15 protein-coding genes are annotated in these 16,582 nt (G+C 69.3%); 3 read left to right on the top strand and 12 right to left on the bottom strand.

The features are described 5' to 3' along the window. Window positions 1-96: 96 nt before the first annotated feature. The 3 genes from KYX17_RS23150 to KYX17_RS23140 all read right to left on the bottom strand — a co-directional run bounded on the left by KYX17_RS23150 (window position 97) and on the right by KYX17_RS23140 (window position 3,978). Window positions 97-1,032, bottom strand: coding sequence for a sugar ABC transporter permease (locus KYX17_RS23150; RefSeq protein ID WP_243229772.1), 936 nt, complete (start codon window positions 1,030-1,032; stop codon window positions 97-99). 1 nt (window position 1,033) lies between these two features. After that, window positions 1,034-2,653, bottom strand: a complete 1,620-nt coding sequence (locus KYX17_RS23145; RefSeq protein WP_243229771.1) for an ABC transporter permease subunit — start codon at window positions 2,651-2,653, stop codon at window positions 1,034-1,036. Window positions 2,654-2,733: 80 nt separating this feature from the next. Further along, on the bottom strand, window positions 2,734-3,978 hold the full coding sequence (locus tag KYX17_RS23140; protein WP_243229770.1) for a maltose ABC transporter substrate-binding protein: 1,245 nt from the start codon (window positions 3,976-3,978) through the stop codon (window positions 2,734-2,736). Window positions 3,979-4,166: 188 nt separating this feature from the next. On the opposite strand from KYX17_RS23140, the gene KYX17_RS23135 reads away from it, so the two are divergent. Then, a complete protein-coding gene (locus tag KYX17_RS23135) occupies window positions 4,167-4,655 on the top strand; it encodes a YajQ family cyclic di-GMP-binding protein (protein WP_243229769.1) in 489 nt (162 codons plus the stop codon). Window positions 4,656-4,933: 278 nt separating this feature from the next. Continuing rightward, on the top strand, window positions 4,934-5,563 hold the full coding sequence (locus KYX17_RS23130; protein ID WP_243229768.1) for a GntR family transcriptional regulator: 630 nt from the start codon (window positions 4,934-4,936) through the stop codon (window positions 5,561-5,563). Here the strand turns inward: KYX17_RS23130 and KYX17_RS23125 are convergent. The 6 genes from KYX17_RS23125 to KYX17_RS23100 all read right to left on the bottom strand — a co-directional run bounded on the left by KYX17_RS23125 (window position 5,538) and on the right by KYX17_RS23100 (window position 11,950). Then, window positions 5,538-6,593, bottom strand: a complete 1,056-nt coding sequence (locus KYX17_RS23125; RefSeq protein WP_243229767.1) for an alpha/beta hydrolase — start codon at window positions 6,591-6,593, stop codon at window positions 5,538-5,540. The two genes, KYX17_RS23130 and KYX17_RS23125, sit on opposite strands and share 26 nt — an antisense overlap. Continuing rightward, window positions 6,590-7,630 carry a hypothetical protein gene (locus KYX17_RS23120; protein WP_243229766.1) on the bottom strand — a complete coding sequence of 347 codons (1,041 nt, stop codon included), beginning with the start codon at window positions 7,628-7,630 and terminating at the stop codon, window positions 6,590-6,592. The genes KYX17_RS23125 and KYX17_RS23120 overlap by 4 nt, the downstream gene beginning before the upstream one ends. A gap of 65 nt (window positions 7,631-7,695) precedes the next feature. Then, window positions 7,696-9,066: an FAD-dependent oxidoreductase gene (locus KYX17_RS23115; RefSeq protein WP_243229765.1), complete on the bottom strand. Its 1,371-nt coding sequence runs from the start codon at window positions 9,064-9,066 to the stop codon at window positions 7,696-7,698. A 35-nt stretch (window positions 9,067-9,101) separates the two neighbouring features. Further along, the gene (locus KYX17_RS23110; protein ID WP_243229764.1) at window positions 9,102-10,163 is read right to left on the bottom strand and encodes a polyprenyl synthetase family protein; all 1,062 of its coding nucleotides are present in this window, start codon (window positions 10,161-10,163) and stop codon (window positions 9,102-9,104) included. 35 nt (window positions 10,164-10,198) lie between these two features. Further along, the gene (gene ubiE / locus KYX17_RS23105; protein ID WP_243229926.1) at window positions 10,199-10,858 is read right to left on the bottom strand and encodes a bifunctional demethylmenaquinone methyltransferase/2-methoxy-6-polyprenyl-1,4-benzoquinol methylase UbiE; all 660 of its coding nucleotides are present in this window, start codon (window positions 10,856-10,858) and stop codon (window positions 10,199-10,201) included. Window positions 10,859-11,389: 531 nt separating this feature from the next. After that, entirely contained in the window at window positions 11,390-11,950 is a 561-nt protein-coding gene (locus tag KYX17_RS23100; protein WP_243229763.1) for a DUF402 domain-containing protein, read from the bottom strand. 252 nt (window positions 11,951-12,202) lie between these two features. Here KYX17_RS23100 and KYX17_RS23095 point away from each other — a divergent pair, with 252 nt between their 5' ends. After that, a complete protein-coding gene (locus KYX17_RS23095) occupies window positions 12,203-13,459 on the top strand; it encodes an isochorismate synthase MenF (RefSeq protein ID WP_243229762.1) in 1,257 nt (418 codons plus the stop codon). 12 nt (window positions 13,460-13,471) lie between these two features. Here KYX17_RS23095 and KYX17_RS23090 read toward each other — a convergent pair whose 3' ends face one another. The 3 genes from KYX17_RS23090 to KYX17_RS23080 all read right to left on the bottom strand — a co-directional run bounded on the left by KYX17_RS23090 (window position 13,472) and on the right by KYX17_RS23080 (window position 16,501). Continuing rightward, complete coding sequence (locus KYX17_RS23090) at window positions 13,472-14,326, bottom strand: polyphosphate kinase 2 family protein (protein WP_243229761.1); 855 nt, start codon at window positions 14,324-14,326, stop codon at window positions 13,472-13,474. A 124-nt stretch (window positions 14,327-14,450) separates the two neighbouring features. After that, a complete protein-coding gene (gene menD / locus KYX17_RS23085) occupies window positions 14,451-16,160 on the bottom strand; it encodes a 2-succinyl-5-enolpyruvyl-6-hydroxy-3-cyclohexene-1-carboxylic-acid synthase (protein ID WP_243229760.1) in 1,710 nt (569 codons plus the stop codon). Next, the gene (locus KYX17_RS23080) at window positions 16,157-16,501 is read right to left on the bottom strand and encodes a PLD nuclease N-terminal domain-containing protein (protein ID WP_243229759.1); all 345 of its coding nucleotides are present in this window, start codon (window positions 16,499-16,501) and stop codon (window positions 16,157-16,159) included. Before KYX17_RS23080 ends, menD begins: the two co-directional genes overlap by 4 nt. Between the last annotated feature and the right edge of the window lie 81 nt (window positions 16,502-16,582).

Here is a 16,582-nt window from a genome sequence, read left to right as displayed (position 1 = left end):
AGACGCCGGCGATGCACCATCGCCGGATCGATCGACGTGGTTGCACGGCCGGATGCCATGACAGAGCCCCTGAATTGTGCGTGTTCGGTTATCGGATCACTTGACGCTGCCGGCGGTGAGACCGCCGACGATGTACTTCTGCAACGCGAGGAACAGTGCGACCGGCAGGATCGCGGCGAGCACGGCCCCTGCCGCGAAGATACTCCAGTTCTTGGAGAACTCGTCGGAGATGAACTTGTACAGTCCCACCGCGAGGGTCTGCTTGTCGGGGTCGATGAGGATGACGCTGGCGAGGACGAACTCGCTCGAGGTGCCGATGAAGCTCAGCAGCCCCACGACCGCCAGGATCGGCGCCACCAGACGGAGGATGATCGTGAAGAAGATCCGGGCGTGGCCGGCGCCGTCGATCTTCGCCGCCTCGTCGATGGATGCCGGAACGGTGTTGAAGAAGCCGTACATGAGATAGGTGTTGGCTCCCAGCGCGCCACCGAGATACACCATGATCAGGCCGATCTGGGAGTTCAGTCCGATCGCGGGGAAGATGTCGCCGATCGTCACCATGAGCAGGAAGATCGCGACCATGGCGAGCATCTGCGGGAACATCTGCACGACCAGCAGAGCCGTCAGGCTGAACCGGCGGCCGGTGAACCGCATGCGCGAGAAGGAGTACGCGGCGAGCGCCCCCAGGAGCACGGTGCACACGGCGGTGATCAGGCCGATCACGAGCGTGTTGACGAACCAGGCCCCGTAGGGATGGGTGCTGCTGGTGAACAGCGAGACGTAGCTGTCGATGTTGAAGTTGCTGAACAGCGCATTGGCCGTCAGCAGCGTCCCGCCCGGGTTGAGCGATGCGGAGAAGATGTACAGCAGGGGGAACAGGGCGAAGACGCCGACGACGATGCCGACGAGGTGGCGCCAGCCCGTCTCGCGGAAGTACTTCTTGAACGGGCGCCGGGGCTCGCGGCCCTCGCCGCGGACGCCGGCTTCGGTGACGATCGCGCTCGTGGACGGTGCGACGGTGCTCGTGCTCATGTCAGTTCAGCTCCTCGAGTGCCTTGGTGCGGCGGAACGCGATCACGGAGATCGTCGCGACCAGGATGAAGATGATGATCGAGAAGGCGCTGGCCAGGCCGTAATCCGACTTCGAGCCCACGAACGCCACCTTGTAGACCATGGTGATGAGGATGTCGGTCGCGCCGACGTTGACGCCGGCCTCCACGTCTCGCGGCCCGCCGCCGGTGAGCATGTAGATCAGGCTGAAGTTGTTGAAGTTGAAGGCGAACGACGAGATCAGCAACGGCGCGACCGCGACGAACAGCAGGGGGAGCTTGATCGAGCGGAACACCTGCCAGGCGCTGGCGCCGTCGACGCGGGCGGCCTCCTGCACGTCCTCCGGGATCGCCTGCAGAGCCCCTGTGCAGATGAGGAACATGTAGGGGAATCCGAGCCACAGGTTCACGAGCAGGATGCTGAACTTCGCCAGCCACTCATTCGTCAGCCACGGGACCTGGGCCCCGCCCAGCAGCACCTGGTTGATGAAGCCGAACTCCTGGTTCATCATGCCCGCCCACACCAGCGCGGAGAGGAAGCCGGGGAACGCGTAGGGCAGGATCATGATCACGCGGTAGTACCGCTTGGACTTCATCCGCGGATCGTTGAAGACGATGGCCACGAACAGCCCCAGCGCGAAGCACGTGAACACCGACAGGAACGCGAACACGAACGTCCAGATCAGCACCGAGAAGAACGGTGCACGGATGGACTCCTCGGTGAACGCGCGGACGAAGTTGTCGAAGCCGACGTTGATCTGCCAGCCCGGCATGAGCTCGGTGCCGTCCTCGGCCGTGAAGGCCCCGGTGCCGATGTCGGAGTAGACCACGCCCGTGCGCGTGTCGGTCATCGTGTCGGCGTCCTCGTCGTACACGAGCTTGGAGAGGTACACGTAGGCGGTCGAGCCGTCCGGAGTGCGCAGGGCGCCGTCGTTCGGGTCGTCGCTGAGCGGCACCGCCATGTCGGCGATGGCCTCCTGGTTCTGCACGATCTGCGCGAAGCCCAGCGTGTTGTATCCGGCCAGCCCGACGGCCTTGCCGCCGTCCATCTCCGCGCCGTCGACCTCTTCGAGCGGCCGCTCCTCGCCGCCGATCGAGACGTCGCCGTCGGGGCTGGTGACGAGGAACGAGAACTGCCCGAGCTGCTCGACGACCGTGAGGTCGTACGCGGGCGAGTCCGGGACCCGTTCCTGCGCGGAGAGCATGAGCGAGTTGACCGCGCTCTGCTTGTCGCTGTTGTGTCCGGTGCCGTAGTTCGTGAACGCGATGTAGCCGGTGTAGACGGCCGCGAACACCTGGAACACGAACAGGAAGACGAGCCCGGGGATGAGGTACTTCGCCGGCAGGTTGCCCCGGCTGAAGTAGATCCAGTTCGCCCCGCCGGTGACGACGAGGACGATGATCGCGGGGATCCACTGATCACTCTGGACGAGGACGAAGATCGCGTAGAGCGCGAGGGCGTCGATGATGCCCAGCGCCACCACCTTGAACAGCAGCAGCTTCCAGCCTCCGCCGGCGTGCTCGGCCAGTCGCGCGGCCTGGCGCTGGCGCTTCGTCGGCGCGGATGCCGCGGTGTCGCGGTCTTCAGTGGTGGGCGTCGTCATCGGCTTTCCTCGTTCGAATCCCCTGGAGCAGGACAGGATCGGCGCGGCACCTCAGCGGATGCCGCACCGATCCGTCGTCGTCACTTCTGGATGGCGGCCTGGATGTCGGACGTCATCTTGTTCCAGAGCTCGGTCGGGTCGCCGGAGCCGTTGATGATCGCGGCCTCGGTGACGCCCCAGAACTCCCACACGGCGCCCATCTCGGGGAGGCTCGGCATCGGGACGGCGTTCGCGCCGACCTCGCCGAAACCGGCGGTGATCGGGTCGCTCTCGACGGCGGCCTCGAACGCGCTGGTCAGTGCGGGCGTGCGACCGCCGACCTCGTACAGCGCGGTCTGGACCTCTTCGCTTCCGATGTAGTTCGTGAGGAACTCGTTGGCGGCGAGGCGGTTCTCGCTCTGGGAGCTGAGGAAGAAGCCCTGGACACCCGCGAAGGGCTGCGCGTCCTGGCCGCCGGCCGCGGGGATCGGGTCCACCGCGATGTTGAGTCCGGCCTCCTCCGCCGCCGGGACGTTCCACGGACCGGTGAGGAAGAACGGCGACTTGCCAGCGACGAAGTTCTCCTTCGCGAGGTCACCGGTGATGTTGGTGTTGAGGATGCCGGCTGCGCCCTGAGCAGCGAGCCAGTTCGCGAACTCGACGCCGCCTTCGTTGCCGATCTGCAGGTCCTCGGGGTTGTAGCTGCCGTCGTCGTTCGTGCCGAAGACCGGAGCGCCGAACGAGGTCTGGAACGGGTACAGGTGGTACGGGTCGGATGCTTCGGGGTCGAGACCGACGAGGAAGGCGTACTCGGTGCCGGCCGCCTTGCCCTTGGCGATCATGTCGTCATACGACGTGGGAGCCTCGGGCGCGAGGTCGGTGTTGCGCAGCAGTCCGATGTTCTCGATCGCGTACGGGACGCCATAGGTCTGGCCCTCGTAGCTCCACGCGTCGACGGCGACCTTCTCGAAGTCGCCGGCCTTGTCGCCGAGCTCGACCGGGGCGACGACGCCGTTGGTGGCGAGCGCGCCGAGCCAGTCGTGCGCGCCCACCGCGATGTCCGGTCCCTCGCCGGTCGGAACCTGCTGCACGAACTGGTCGCGGATCTCGCCGAACTCCTTCTGCACGAGCGTGACCTCGACGCCGGTGTCCTCGGTGAAGGAGGCCGCGGCATCCTCCAGGACCTCCGCACGGTCGGCGTCCACCCAGACGGTGATCTCGCCGGAGAACTCGGCGTCGCCGGAGCCGGTGTCGCTGCCGCCGCCGGTGGAGCAGCCAGCCAGCGTCAGGGTGGAAATCATGGCGATGGCGCCCGCGGCGACGATGCCCCTCTTGTTCACCTTCATTGGTGTGTGCCTCTCTGAGTGCTGATGGCCTGCAGGACTGCAAGCGCTTACAGTATGCAACGAGTTCACCCGCTTCCGCAACGAGCTGTACAGCCGATACCAACCTGTGACCGTCGACGGAAGGAACCGACTCCCATGGAAGCGCTTCCAAGAGTTCCCGGCAAGAGCAGGCTCGCTACACTGCCTGTATGGCTGACAGCTCCTTTGACATCGTCTCCAAGGTCGACCACCAGGAGGCCGAGAACGCTCTGAACCAGGCACGCAAGGAGGTCGAGCAGCGCTACGACTTCAAGGGCACCGACGCCTCGATCGCGTGGAGCGGCGAGCAGATCCTCATCAAGGCCAACTCCGAGGAGCGCGCGAAGGCGGTGCTGGACGTGTTCCAGTCCAAGCTCATCAAGCGCGGAATCTCGCTGAAGAGCCTCGACTCCGGCGAGCCCTTCGCGAGCGGCAAGGAGTACCGCATCGTGTCCTCGCTCAAGGACGGCATCTCCTCCGAGAACGCGAAGAAGATCAGCAAGATCATCCGCGACGAGGGCCCCAAGGGCGTGAAGAGCCAGATCCAGGGCGACGAGCTGCGCGTGCAGTCCAAGAGCCGCGACGACCTGCAGGCCGTGATCGCGCTTCTCAAGGGCAGTGACCTCGACGTCGATCTGCAGTTCGTCAACTACCGCTGAGAAGGGACACCCCTCGACCCGGATCGCATACTGATATACGGGTGGCGATCCTCAAGACTGGAGAGCGGTGTCTCTTCACGGGGGACGGAGGAGTCCGTCCGGTGGGGACCGGAGGACGCGCGGCGACGGCCGCGTGACACCGCCTGTGGCCGGCCGACGCGCGTGCTTCCGCCGGCCACAGCACACATGGGTTTGGCATCGGAGCGCCGTTCGTGATGTAGTTGCCCTCCCAGCCGCATCGTGGCGGCCGGGACAGCAGGAGCACTGGGGGCAGGTCGATGACTGGGGACTCGCGACGGATCGGACGGACGAAGCATCTGCTGGCGGAGGAGGTCTTCCGCCATCTCGGCACCGCGATCGTGAACGGCGAACTGGCACCGAAGCAGCGCATCCGCGATGCGGAGATCGCTCTGCAGCTGCACGTGTCGCGCATGCCGATCCGGGAGGCGCTGCAGCGTCTCGAGCGCATCGGTCTCGTGCGCATGTACCCGAGCCGCTACACCGAGGTCACCGAGGTGACGGAGCGCGTCATCGACGAATCCCGCGAGTTCGCCGGGTATCAGGCCGGCTTCGTCGCCCGCCTCGCCGCTGAACGCATGAACGCGGACGAACGGGCGGATTCCGCGGCACTCGTGGACGCGATGACGGCGGCGGTGGACGACCCGGTCCGCTACTCGGCCGCGCGCAACGCGGCTTTCCTGCACCTCTCCGAGCACTGCGGCAACGGACTCCAGCACGGCCTGCTCCGCGAGACCAGCATGGCTCTCGCACGGAACCTGCGCCGCACCACGCCGACGGACCTCGACCGGACCGCACTGGTCACCCTGCACGCCCGCCTGCGCGACGCCCTCCTCGCCGAGGATCCGGAGGCCGCCGAGCAGGTCAGCCGCGCCCTCTTCGGAGTCTGATGGTCGCCGCCCACCCCGTGACCCAGGCGTCCAGTCGGCGGTAGGCGTCCTCGCGCGCGTCGTGGCGCGACAGGAACACGTCATGCAACGCACCGTCGATGCGCTCGACCGTCACGGACGTACCGAGCTTGAGCGCGGCCCGGGCGATGTCGTCGACGACGAGGACGCTGTCCGCGGAGGTCAGCTCCTCCGACCAGCGCGTCGGGACCGCGGTCCGCGCCGACAGCAGCACGCACACCGGCGCGTCGATCGCGAGCCCCGCGGCCACTCGCGCGTGGCCGACGAGGATGGCGTGCAGCCAGCCCGCGTGAACCGTCATGGTCTGCTCCGGCCGCCATGCCAGGTTGACCTCCATCGGATCATCCGGATCGGCCGCCTCCGCCTGCGCACGCGTGTAGAACCCGAGGTCGACCTGCGGCGCAGCATCCTTCGGCCACCAGCGCGCGCCGAGCTCGACCACCGGGGCGATCGCCTGACGGATCGGGCCGAGCTGGAACTCCAGCCACGGCGAGTTCAGGATCACCGCCGACGCCCGGCCCGGATTGCGGGACGCCCACAGGCTCAGGATGAGTCCCCCTGTGGAGTGCCCGAACAGCACGAGTCGCCGACCGGATGCTGCGCCCTCCGCCATCGCCTCCAGCGCAGCCTCGATGTCCTCGTCGTAGGTCGCGAGGTCCGCGATGTAACCCGGCGTCTGCCCCTCCCGGAGGCTGCGCCCGTACTTGCGCAGGTCCAGGGCGAAGAAGCGAGCCCCCCGTGTCGTCCAGAACCGTGCCAGCCGCTTCTGGAAGAAGTAGTCCGACCAGCCGTGCACGTAGAGAACGTCCACGTCGGCGAGTTCCGCGACGGACGGGGGCTCGGGCAGACCGCGCACCCGCTGCAGAAACCTCTGCCACCTCCCGACCTCTGCCGGTGGTGTCGGCACGGCACGCACCAGGGTGGCGACGACCTCGCCCTCGGCGTCCTCGCCGAGCGGCAGGGTCCGCTGCTCGAACCCGTCACCCAGGACATCAGGGCCCCAGCCGGTCATGACCCCAGCGCTGCCATGTTGGCCGCGACGACCGGAGCGACGGAGAGCAGATCCTCCGCAGTTCGATCGGGTGCGGAGATACGCACCCAGTCATCTCCGACGACGATGTCGACGAACGGGAGGTTCTCGTAGTAGTCGTCCTCACCGGCGTAGGCGGAATCCGCCCCGTCGACGTCGACGGCGGTTCGGCCCACGGGCAGCTCTGCCGCCCACCGGCCGGCCGGCAGCGTCGTGAGCGTCAGGTAGAACTCGCCCTCGTAGGAGCCCGGCGCCTCGAGGTAGACGCAGGCGTTCCCACCGTCCCGCGTCCAGTACACCGAGGCCGGGATGCCCCAGCCGCCGAACTCCGATTCCAGCTGCGCCGGCACATCCCACAGCTCGGCGAGAGCGTCCGGCGAGAGCAGGTGCTCGCACTCTGCCCCGGCGATCGCACTGGGAACGATTTCCACGTCCTTCACCGTGGCGGCGGCCTGACCGGCGAGCGCGGTCATGGTCTCGTACGTGCGATCGAGGTCGGCCGCCGTCAGTGCGGAGTCGACGATCGCGGCCTCGACGAGGATGTCGCCGTCCCGGGCGACGATCGTGCACCGGCCGTCTCCGCACCGAGAGGACTCGTCCCAGGCGTCGTATCCGTTCGCCGCCAACTCCTCGAGGATCGGGCCCGCTCCGGAGACCGCCGTCACCTGCCACCGCGTCTCGCCGTCGTCGTACCCGCACACGACACCGCCCGCGCGCTGGAACATGTACTGGGCCGGCCCCGGATACCAGTTCGGGGACTCCTGCACCGCCAAGTGCTCGGTGACGGGAGCCGACGGGATGCCGAACAGGTCGGTCATCGCGTACACCACATCATCGCACGGGAGCTGGAAAGCGGCCTCCGGGGCGTACGCCGGTTCCGTGCTCGGTGTGGGCGACGGTGCCTGCGTGACCGTCTCGTCGGTCGTCTGAGTCGGCTCCGGGACGGGCAGGGCGGAGCATCCCGTGACCGCCAGGAGACCGAGAGCGAAGGATGCGAACCACCGACGGCGACTGACCATGACGTCAGACTAGGCCAAAGGAGGTCGACGACCGGTGCGCCGGCGCCGACCGCGCGTCGAGGCGCTCAGTCCCGGGAGATCTGCACCATCTCGTCGCGGTCGACGACCTTGATGCGGGCGCGTCCTTCGGGCGCGCCGAGGGCGATCTCGTGCTGGTCGAGGCGGTGCCAGCCGTCGAGGTCGGTCCACGCCACCCCGCGCTCGGCGAGCAGAGCCGGGATCGCCTCCTCCGACGGGTCCTCGGGCTGCCACCACGAGCCCTGGTCGTTGACGAGGTGCTGCACGGTCTCCATCGCGTCGGACTTCGTGTGGCCGATGAGCCCGACCGGTCCGCGCTTGATCCATCCCGTCGCGTACACGCCGGGGACGCGCTCGTTCGAGTCCTTCGCGAGCACCTGCCCTTCGTGGTTCGGGATCACGCCGTGCTTCTTGTCGAAGGGCACCCCCGGAAGCGGCGAACCGAAGTAGCCGATCGCGCGGTAGAGCTGGCCGATCGCGATCTCGCGCATCTCGCCGGTGCCCTGAACGCCGCCGGAACCGTCCGGCTGCGTGCGCTCGTACACGATCGCCGCGACGCGGCCCTCGGCATCCTTCCGGATCTCCACCGGACGGGCCCAGAAGTGCAGATGCAGGCGACGGGATGCCTCGCCGCCGGCGTTGTTCGCCCCCGGCCGGGTGCGCCACTGCTGCAGCACGCGGTCGATGACCTTGACCTGCTTGTTGCTGGCGACGGCCGCCTTGGACGCCTCGTCGTAGTCGAAGTCCTCGTCGTACACGACCATGTCGACGTCGCGCAGCTCGCCGAGCTCGCGCAGCTCGAGCGGGGTGAACTTCACCTGGGCGGGGCCGCGGCGTCCGAACACGTGCACGTCGGTGATCTTCGACGCCTCGAGTCCGGCGTGCACGTTCGCGGGGATCTCCGTCGGCAGCAGGTCCTCGGCGTGCTTGGCGAGGATGCGCGCCACATCGAGCGCGACGTTGCCGTTTCCGAGCACCGCGACGGATTCGGCATCCAGCGTCCACTCGCGCGGCACGTCGGGATGCCCGTCGAACCAGCTCACGAAGTCGGCCGCCCCGAAAGATCCGACGGCGTCGACGCCGGGGATGTCCAGGGCCGTGTCGCGGATCGCTCCGGTGGCGAAGATCACCGCGTTGTAGTGCTTCTTCAGATCGGCCATCGTGATGTCCTCGCCGAAGCGGACGTTGCCGAAGATGCGGATGTCGCCGCGGTCGAGCACGTCGCGGAGCGCACCGATGACGCCCTTGATCCGCGGATGGTCCGGGGCGACACCGTAGCGGACCAGGCCGTAGGGCGCGGGAAGCTGCTCGAACAGGTCGATCGAGACGTCGAAGGAACGCTCGGTCTTGAGCAGGATGTCGGCGGCGTAGATGCCCGCGGGGCCCGCCCCGACGATGGCCAGCCTGAGCTTGGTCATGGTTACCTTTCGGATGCTGCTGCGACCGGCCAGCGTCAGCTGCTGCGGTCGGCGAGGGTCTCGGCGAAACGGGTCAGCGCCTCGCGCACGGTGCCCGCCGGCAGCGGCTCGAGCACGGCGATGGCGTCGCGCGTCCAAGTGCGGGCGAGTTCGAGGGTCTGCTGCGTGACGGCGTGGTCGCGCAGCTCGGCGAGCGGCTCGTCGAGGATGCCGGGATCAGCGCCCTCGGCGATCCGGGCGACGCCGTCGTCGATGCGGGCGGCGAGCGCCTGCGCCTCGGCATCCTGACGCGCCTTCAGCAGGAGGTAGGGCATCGTCGGCACCCCGGCGCGGAGGTCCGTCCCCGGGACCTTGCCGGTGTCTTCGGGCTTGGCGGACAGGTCGATGACGTCGTCGATGAGCTGGAAGGCGACGCCGACCTTCTCGCCGTACACGCGCAGGGGTTCGTGGTAGGTCTCCGGCGCGTTCGAGAAGATCGCGCCGGCCTGGGTCGCGGCGGCGATCAGAGAACCGGTCTTGTCGGCGAGCACCTGGATGTAGAACTCGATCGGGTCGTCGCCCGGCTGCGCTCCCACGGTCTCGTGCAGCTGTCCGAGGACCAGGCGCTCGAAGGTGTCGGCCTGCAGTCGGATGGCTCGGTCCCCGTACTTCGCCATGAGCTGGCTGGCGCGCGAGAAGAGGATGTCCCCCGTGAGGATGGCGACGCTGTTGCCCCAGACCGCGTGCGCGGCCGGCACTCCCCGACGGCGATCCGCGCCGTCCATGACATCGTCGTGGTACAGCGACCCGAGATGGGTCATCTCGAGCGCCTTGGCGATGTCGATGACGGCGGGGATGTTGCCCTCGCCCAGCTGCGCGGTCAACAGGGTCAGGACGGGGCGCACGCGCTTGCCGCCGGCTTCGAGGAGGTAGCGGCTGGCGGCGTCCGCCACCGAGTCCGCGACGCGCAGGTCGACCGCGAGTCCTTCCTCGACGAGTTCGAGGCCGTCCTCGATCCGCCGCGCGATGCGCCGGGCCGCAGGACCGATGAAGACGCGGTCGCTGAAGCCGAGTCGGCTCGCCAGGCGCGAACCCGGCGCTGTGGGGCTCGAAGTCACGTCTGCCAGCCTACCCGTCCCGGCCGCAGGGCCGATCACGCCGGTTTGGTCGCCCGGTGCAACGCGACGATCCCGAGACTCAGGTCACGATGGGCGACCTCGGTCCATCCCGCCTCGCGGATCCAGGCGGCGAGCGTCTTCTGGTCCGGCCAGTCGCGGATCGACTCGTTGAGGTAGTCGTACGCCTCGCTGTTGGTGCCGGCGAGGCGTGCGACGCGGGGCAGGATCTGCGCGTTGTAGAACCGGTACAGCGCGCGGAACACGGGGTTCGGCGGTGTGGAGAACTCGTTGATCAGCAGCCGACCGCCCGGCTTCGTGACGCGCAGGAGCTCGCGCAGCGCTTTCTTGGGGTCCTGGACGTTGCGCAGCCCGTAGGACATCGTGACCGCATCGAACTCGTCGTCCTCGAACGGCAGGTCGGTCGCGTCGGCCTCGACGAAGGACAGGTTCGGGAGGTGACCGTGGCGCCGGCGCCCCTCGGCCAGCATGCCCGGCGAGAAGTCGGCGGCGACGACCTCTGCGCCGCTGCGGGCGAGGGATGCCGAGGACGAGGCGGTCCCGGCGGCGAGGTCGAGGATGCGCTCCCCCGGCCGGGGCGCGACGGCGCGCGTGGCGGCGGCACGCCACAGCGCGTCGTTGCCGAACGTCATCACGACGTTGGTGCGGTCGTAGCCCGCGGCGACCTGGTCGAACATGCCGCTGACGCGCGACGGGTCCTTGCCGAGGTCGGCGCGGTTGGGCTCAGTCACGCTCCCAGTCTAGGCACGCCGTTCGTTTCCGCCCTCCGTTCGTTGAGCGAGGACGGCGGAGCCGGACGAGTCGAAACGGGCTGCGTGCCGAGGCTCATTCGCGAAACTGCGTTTCGACTCGCTTCGCTCGCTCAACGAGCGAGGGATGTGACCTTCCGTTCGTTGAGCGAGGACGGCGGAGCCGGACGAGTCGAAACGGGCTGCGTGCCGAGGCTCATTCGCGAGACTGCGTTTCGACTCGCTGCGCTCGCTCAACGAGCGAGGGATGTGACCTCCCGTTCGTTGAGCGAGGACGGCGGGCCGACGCCCCCGCCGCTCGTTGAGCGAGGACGGCGAAGCCGACCGAGTCGAAACGGGCTGAGTGCCGAGACTCATTCGCGAGACTGCGTTTCGACTCGCTGCGCTCGCTCAACGAGCGAGGGGACGGAAGCCCAACGAGCGAGGACACGGCCGCTCAACGAGCGGAGGGACGCCAGCTCAACGAGCGAGGGGACGGTCGAGACCGAGGGCCGCGAGGCGGTCGAGCCAGGCATCTCCGGTCGCGTCGTCGAAGGGAGCGACCTGCCCGCGCACCCGCTCCTCGAGGTCGAGGGTCAGCGCCTCGAGGCGCTCCATCACGTCGGCCGGGTATCCGTACCGGGCGCTGTGCTCCGCCCACTCATCGCGATCGTCGACGTAGGTCCCCTGCGCGTTCGTGCGACGGATGACGTCGAGATCCATGTCGATTCCTGTTGCGAGCAGAGGGTCGTCCGACCAGCGCACATCCCACGCGATGTCGATGTAGACGCGCAGGTCGCGCGGATGATCCCGATTGACCGTGAGGGCGAAGTCGGCGGAAGGCGGCACGAGCGTGACGTTGGGAGTCTCGGCGTCGAAGGCCGCGCCGGGGCGGAAGCTGTGGTAGCCCGCCGGTTGCCCCACCCAGTCACCCCACTGGTCGGTTCCGAGGTAGACGCATTCGTGCCGCCAGTGCGGGGAGCCGTCCCACTTGCGCCACTGGAAGATCATCTCGGTGCCGGGGGCGGGGCGGTCGCTCATCCGTCCAGCGTATGGGCGTTCACGCAACCTCGTTCGTTGAGCGAGCGAAGCGAGTCGAAACGCGGCGCACCTCTCCTCGTTCGTTGAGCGAGCGAGGCGAGTCGAAACGCAGGCTCACCAACGGGCCTCAGCCTCGAGCCCGTTTCGACTCGGTCGGCTCCGCCGTCCTCGCTCAACGAACGGAAGGGAAACCGGCTCCGCCGTCCTCGCTCAACGAACGAAGGGCGGGACGGGCCGCCGTATCCTGGGAGGGTGAGCGAACGCCTCGTCGTGCAGACCCGTGAGATCGAACCGATCGAGGATCTGCTGGCCTATGCCGACCCCGCCGCACCGCTGGCGTGGCTCCGTCGAGGCGACGGACTGGTCGCTGCGGGATCGGGTGTCGCGGCCACCATCCGGGTCGCCGCAGGCGAAGGGCCCTCGCGGGCCGCGATCGCCGCGAAGTCCTGGCGCTCGTTGTGCGCCGAGGCCGAGATCGACGATCCGATCAGCCTTCCCGGTACGGGACTCGTGGCGTTCGGAGCGCTGACCTTCGACGAGGAGTCGGCGGCGGACAGCATCCTGACCGTGCCGTCGATCATCCTCGGCAGGCATCGCGGGCGCAGCTGGATCACCCGGATCGGCACCGCTCAGGACAGCGCGCCGATGCCGGAGGCCGTCGAGTACGGACCGCATTGGGCCGGCACGGTCGGCCCGGGCGCGCAGACCCCCGAGGGATATCAGGCCGCGGTCTCCGCCGCGCTGGAGCGCATCTCCGCCGGCGAGGTCAGCAAGGTCGTGCTCGCCCGCGACCTCGCCGGAACGATCCCGGCCGGATCGGATCTGCGCCGCCTCGTTCGTGCCCTCTCGACCGGCTACCCGGACACCTGGACCTTCGCCGTCGACGGTCTGATCGGCGCGAGCCCGGAGACCCTCGTCACGGCGCACCGAGGCAGCGTCACGGCGCGCGTCCTGGCCGGCACGATCGGCCGGGGTGCGGATCCGGATGCCGACACCATCGCCTCGGCATCCCTGGCGTCGAGCACCAAGGACCTCGACGAGCACCAGTACGCCGTGCAGAGCCTGCTGGTCGCGCTCCGCCCGCACGTGCGGGCGATGGCCGCGAGCGAGCAGCCGTTCCTGCTGAAGCTGCCGAACCTCTTCCACCTCGCCACGGACGTCGAAGGCGAGCTCTCGGACGGCGAGTCGGCGCTCGATCTCGTCGGCGCCCTGCATCCGACGGCCGCCGTCGCCGGGACGCCGACCGATGCTGCGATCACCGCGATCCGGGAGCTCGAACCGTTCGATCGCGGCCGCTACGCCGGGCCGGTCGGCTGGGTGGATGCCGCAGGAGACGGCGAGTGGGCCATCGCGCTGCGCTGCGCGCAGTTCCGCGCGGAGACCGGCTCGGATGCTCCGATCGCGGTCACCGCGTACGCCGGCGCGGGCATCGTCGCCGGCAGCGATCCGGAGACCGAGCTGCTGGAGACGCGCGTGAAGTTCCGGCCTCTCGTGGATGCGCTGGCGTAGCGTCCGGCGGCGTCAGCTCGCCGCCAGGCGGCGCTTCTCCGCCTCCACGTCGAAGTCCGCCTCCGGCCACCGCGGATCGATGTCCTGCAGCACGCCGAGCAGCAGCTCCTGCACCGCGAGCCGCGCGTACCACTTGTGATTCGCGGGGACCACGTACCACGGCGCGGCGTCCGTCGAGGTCCGCTCCAGCGCGGTCTGGTACGCCGCCATGTACCTCGGCCACAGCATCCGTTCGTCGACGTCGCCGGGGTTGTACTTCCAGTGCTTGTCCGGTCGCTCGAGCCGCTCCATGAGCCGCTCCTTCTGCTCTTCGGGCGAGATGTGCAGCATCACCTTCACGATGCGCGTCCCCGATGCGACCACCCGCTGCTCGAAGTCGTTGATCGCACCGTAGCGGCGCTCGATCTCGTCCGGTTCCGCGAAGGAGCGCACCTTCCCGATCAGCACGTCCTCGTAGTGAGACCGGTCGAAGACGCCGATGTAGCCAGGGGCGGGCAGTCGCCGCTCGATCCGCCAGAGGAAGTCGTGGGCGAGCTCCTCCTCGGTCGGCGACTTGAAGGCTGCGAGCTCGACGCCCTGCGGGTCCACGCCGCCCACGACGTGCCGCACGATGCCGCCCTTGCCGGCGGAGTCCATGGCCTGCAGCACCAGGAGCACGGCATCCTGCCGGTCGCCTGCGCGGCTGCCCGCCCACAGTCGTTCCTGCAACTCGTCCAGCTCGTGCACGCGGGCCGCCAGGTCTTTCACGCCGTGCTGCTTACCTCCGCGGTATCCCGGGGTGCCGTCCGGATCGACGTCGGACAGGCGGAAGCCGTCAGCCACCCGCAGGATCTCGGAGGGGTCCGCATGCCATCCGTGCGCGCTCATTCGCCCATCATCCCCGATCGCGGTCCCGCGCGGGTGCTGCCACACCTTTCCGCATCCGCCACAGGAACGAACAGGCGCATCCGTCGAGAAGTGTCGCAGAACCCGAGGAGGGCGAGGACGCGAGTCAGCGCGGCAGCGGGACCTCGATGAGCTGCCGGCCGCCGGGCGGAGCGGTGAGCGCCTGGTCGAGAGCGGCACGGGTCGTCACACGCAGGTACTCCCAGCCGTAGGCGAGCGCGAGCTGTTCCAGCCGCACGGTGTGCGGCGTGTAGAACGCGCGGTCGAGGTCCTCTCCCGGCGCCTCGGAGGCGACCTCCAACGAGTCGAAGATGGTTCCTCCGCCGTCGTTGCCGACGATCACCTGCAGGCGGGGCTCCGGCTCACCCGGCGGGAGCAGCAGCGCGCCGACGTCGTGCAGCAGCGTCAGATCGCCCAGCAGCACGCGCGTGACGCCGGGGGCACCGGCCGCCTGGCTCGCGATCGCGATGCCCGTGGCCGTGGCGATCGTCCCGTCGATGCCGGCCAGCCCGCGGTTCGCGTGCACGGTCACTTTCTTGCCCGGAAGCACCGCATCGGCCACGCGGACGAGCCGCGAGGACCCGAAGACGAGGCGGTCGTGCGGCCAGGTCGCTCTCCACACGGCGTCCGCGAGCAGTTCCCGATCCAGCGGTCGGCGCACGCTCGCCAGCTCCGCCCGGACGGCGTCGCGTCGAGCGCCGGAGTCCGCCGAGAGCAGACCCGCCGCGTCCGGGGCCGGCTCGCTGAGGTCGACGGATGCCGCGGCCGACGCCGCGCGCCACGCGTCGAGCCAGGACCGGTCGGTGTCCGGGCCGGCGACGACGACGGATGCCGCGGCCGCCGTCCGGCCGTTGAGGTCCAGTGCTTCGCCACCGCCCCGGACCGCGATGGTCTCGACGTCGGCACGCCGCAACAGCGCCGTCACCTCGCGACTGAGGGTCGGATGCCCGAACACGATCGCGCGCTGGATCCGCCCGCCGAGGGCCGGGTCGCGCAGGAGCTCGCGGTACCCGTGGACGAGGTTGCGGCCGTATCGCGCGCCGCTGACGATCTCGGCGATCAGCGGCCACGAGCCGGCGTGCGCGACCTCCTCGGCATCCGGGCCCGCGTCCGCTCCGGCGATGACGACGGTGCGCGGACCCTGCTCGATGCGCATGGGCGGCTCGACCTCGACGGCGGCTGCGCCCGGGCCGGGCCGCGCCGTGACGGACGCCGGCAGCGCGGCAGAGAGCGGTTCGCGCGCCGGGAGGTTCAGATGCACGGGTCCGGCGACGCCGTGCAGGGCGGAGGCCGGCACGGTCGCGGAGGCGCGCGGTGCGTCCGTCGAGGCTCCCAGAGCGACGGCCACGGCTTGTGCGCCGAGGTCGGTCCAGTCGAATCCGGCGTCGTCCCCCGGAACGGGCGCGTCGACGCTCCATCGCGCGAACGGGTCGAACAGCCCGGGCTGGACCGTCGCCTGGTTGGCTCCCACCCCGCGCAGCTCGGGCGGGCGGTCGGCTGTGAGCAGCAGCAGCGGGACGCCGGCGTGGAACGCCTCCATCGCGGCGGGCAGCAGGTTCGCTGCAGCGGTCCCCGAGGTGCACACCACGGCGACGGGCAGACGCTGCTCGCGGGCGATGCCGAGGGCCGTGAATCCCGCCACCCGCTCGTCGATCCGCACGTGCACGCGCACGGCGTCCTGGCGGGCGAAATGGGTCGCGGCGAGCGCGAGCGCCTGAGAGCGCGACCCGGGCGAGATCACGACGTCGCGCAGACCGTTCGCGATGAACGAGGCGAACAGGGATGCCGCGGCATCCGTCGCCGGCGAGGCCGTCACGGCCGCGGTTCCGCCGGACCGTCGGTCTCGTCGTCCAGGCGGGCGAGCTCCTCCTCCAGACGGCGGATGCGATCGTCCTGCTCGGTCTTGCTGATGCTGCGCAGGAACTCCGGATCGTCGTCCGGGGCGACCGTGCGCGATCCCCCGCCACCGCCTGCCCGGAAGCGTCCGATGGTGAACCAGAGGATGCCCCCGATCACCGGGATCAGCACGACGATGGCGATCCACACACCCTTGGACACGCCGCGGTGCCGCGTCGCCGGCTGCACCGCGCAGTCGACGATGCTGAACACCCAGAAGACGAGGGCCAGCAGGCCTCCGATGAACAACAGTCGAACCACATCACCAGTCTAGGCGGGTCGGGTGCCGGCCGGGCCCGGGAGTCGCCCCGCGGCTTCCCGGTCCGCCGACGAAGTCCGGGT

This window comes from Microbacterium sp. CIAB417 (assembly GCF_022788845.1).
The sequence above is the reverse complement of the archived record's forward strand: the minus strand, read 5'-3'. Positions and strand labels throughout refer to the sequence as shown.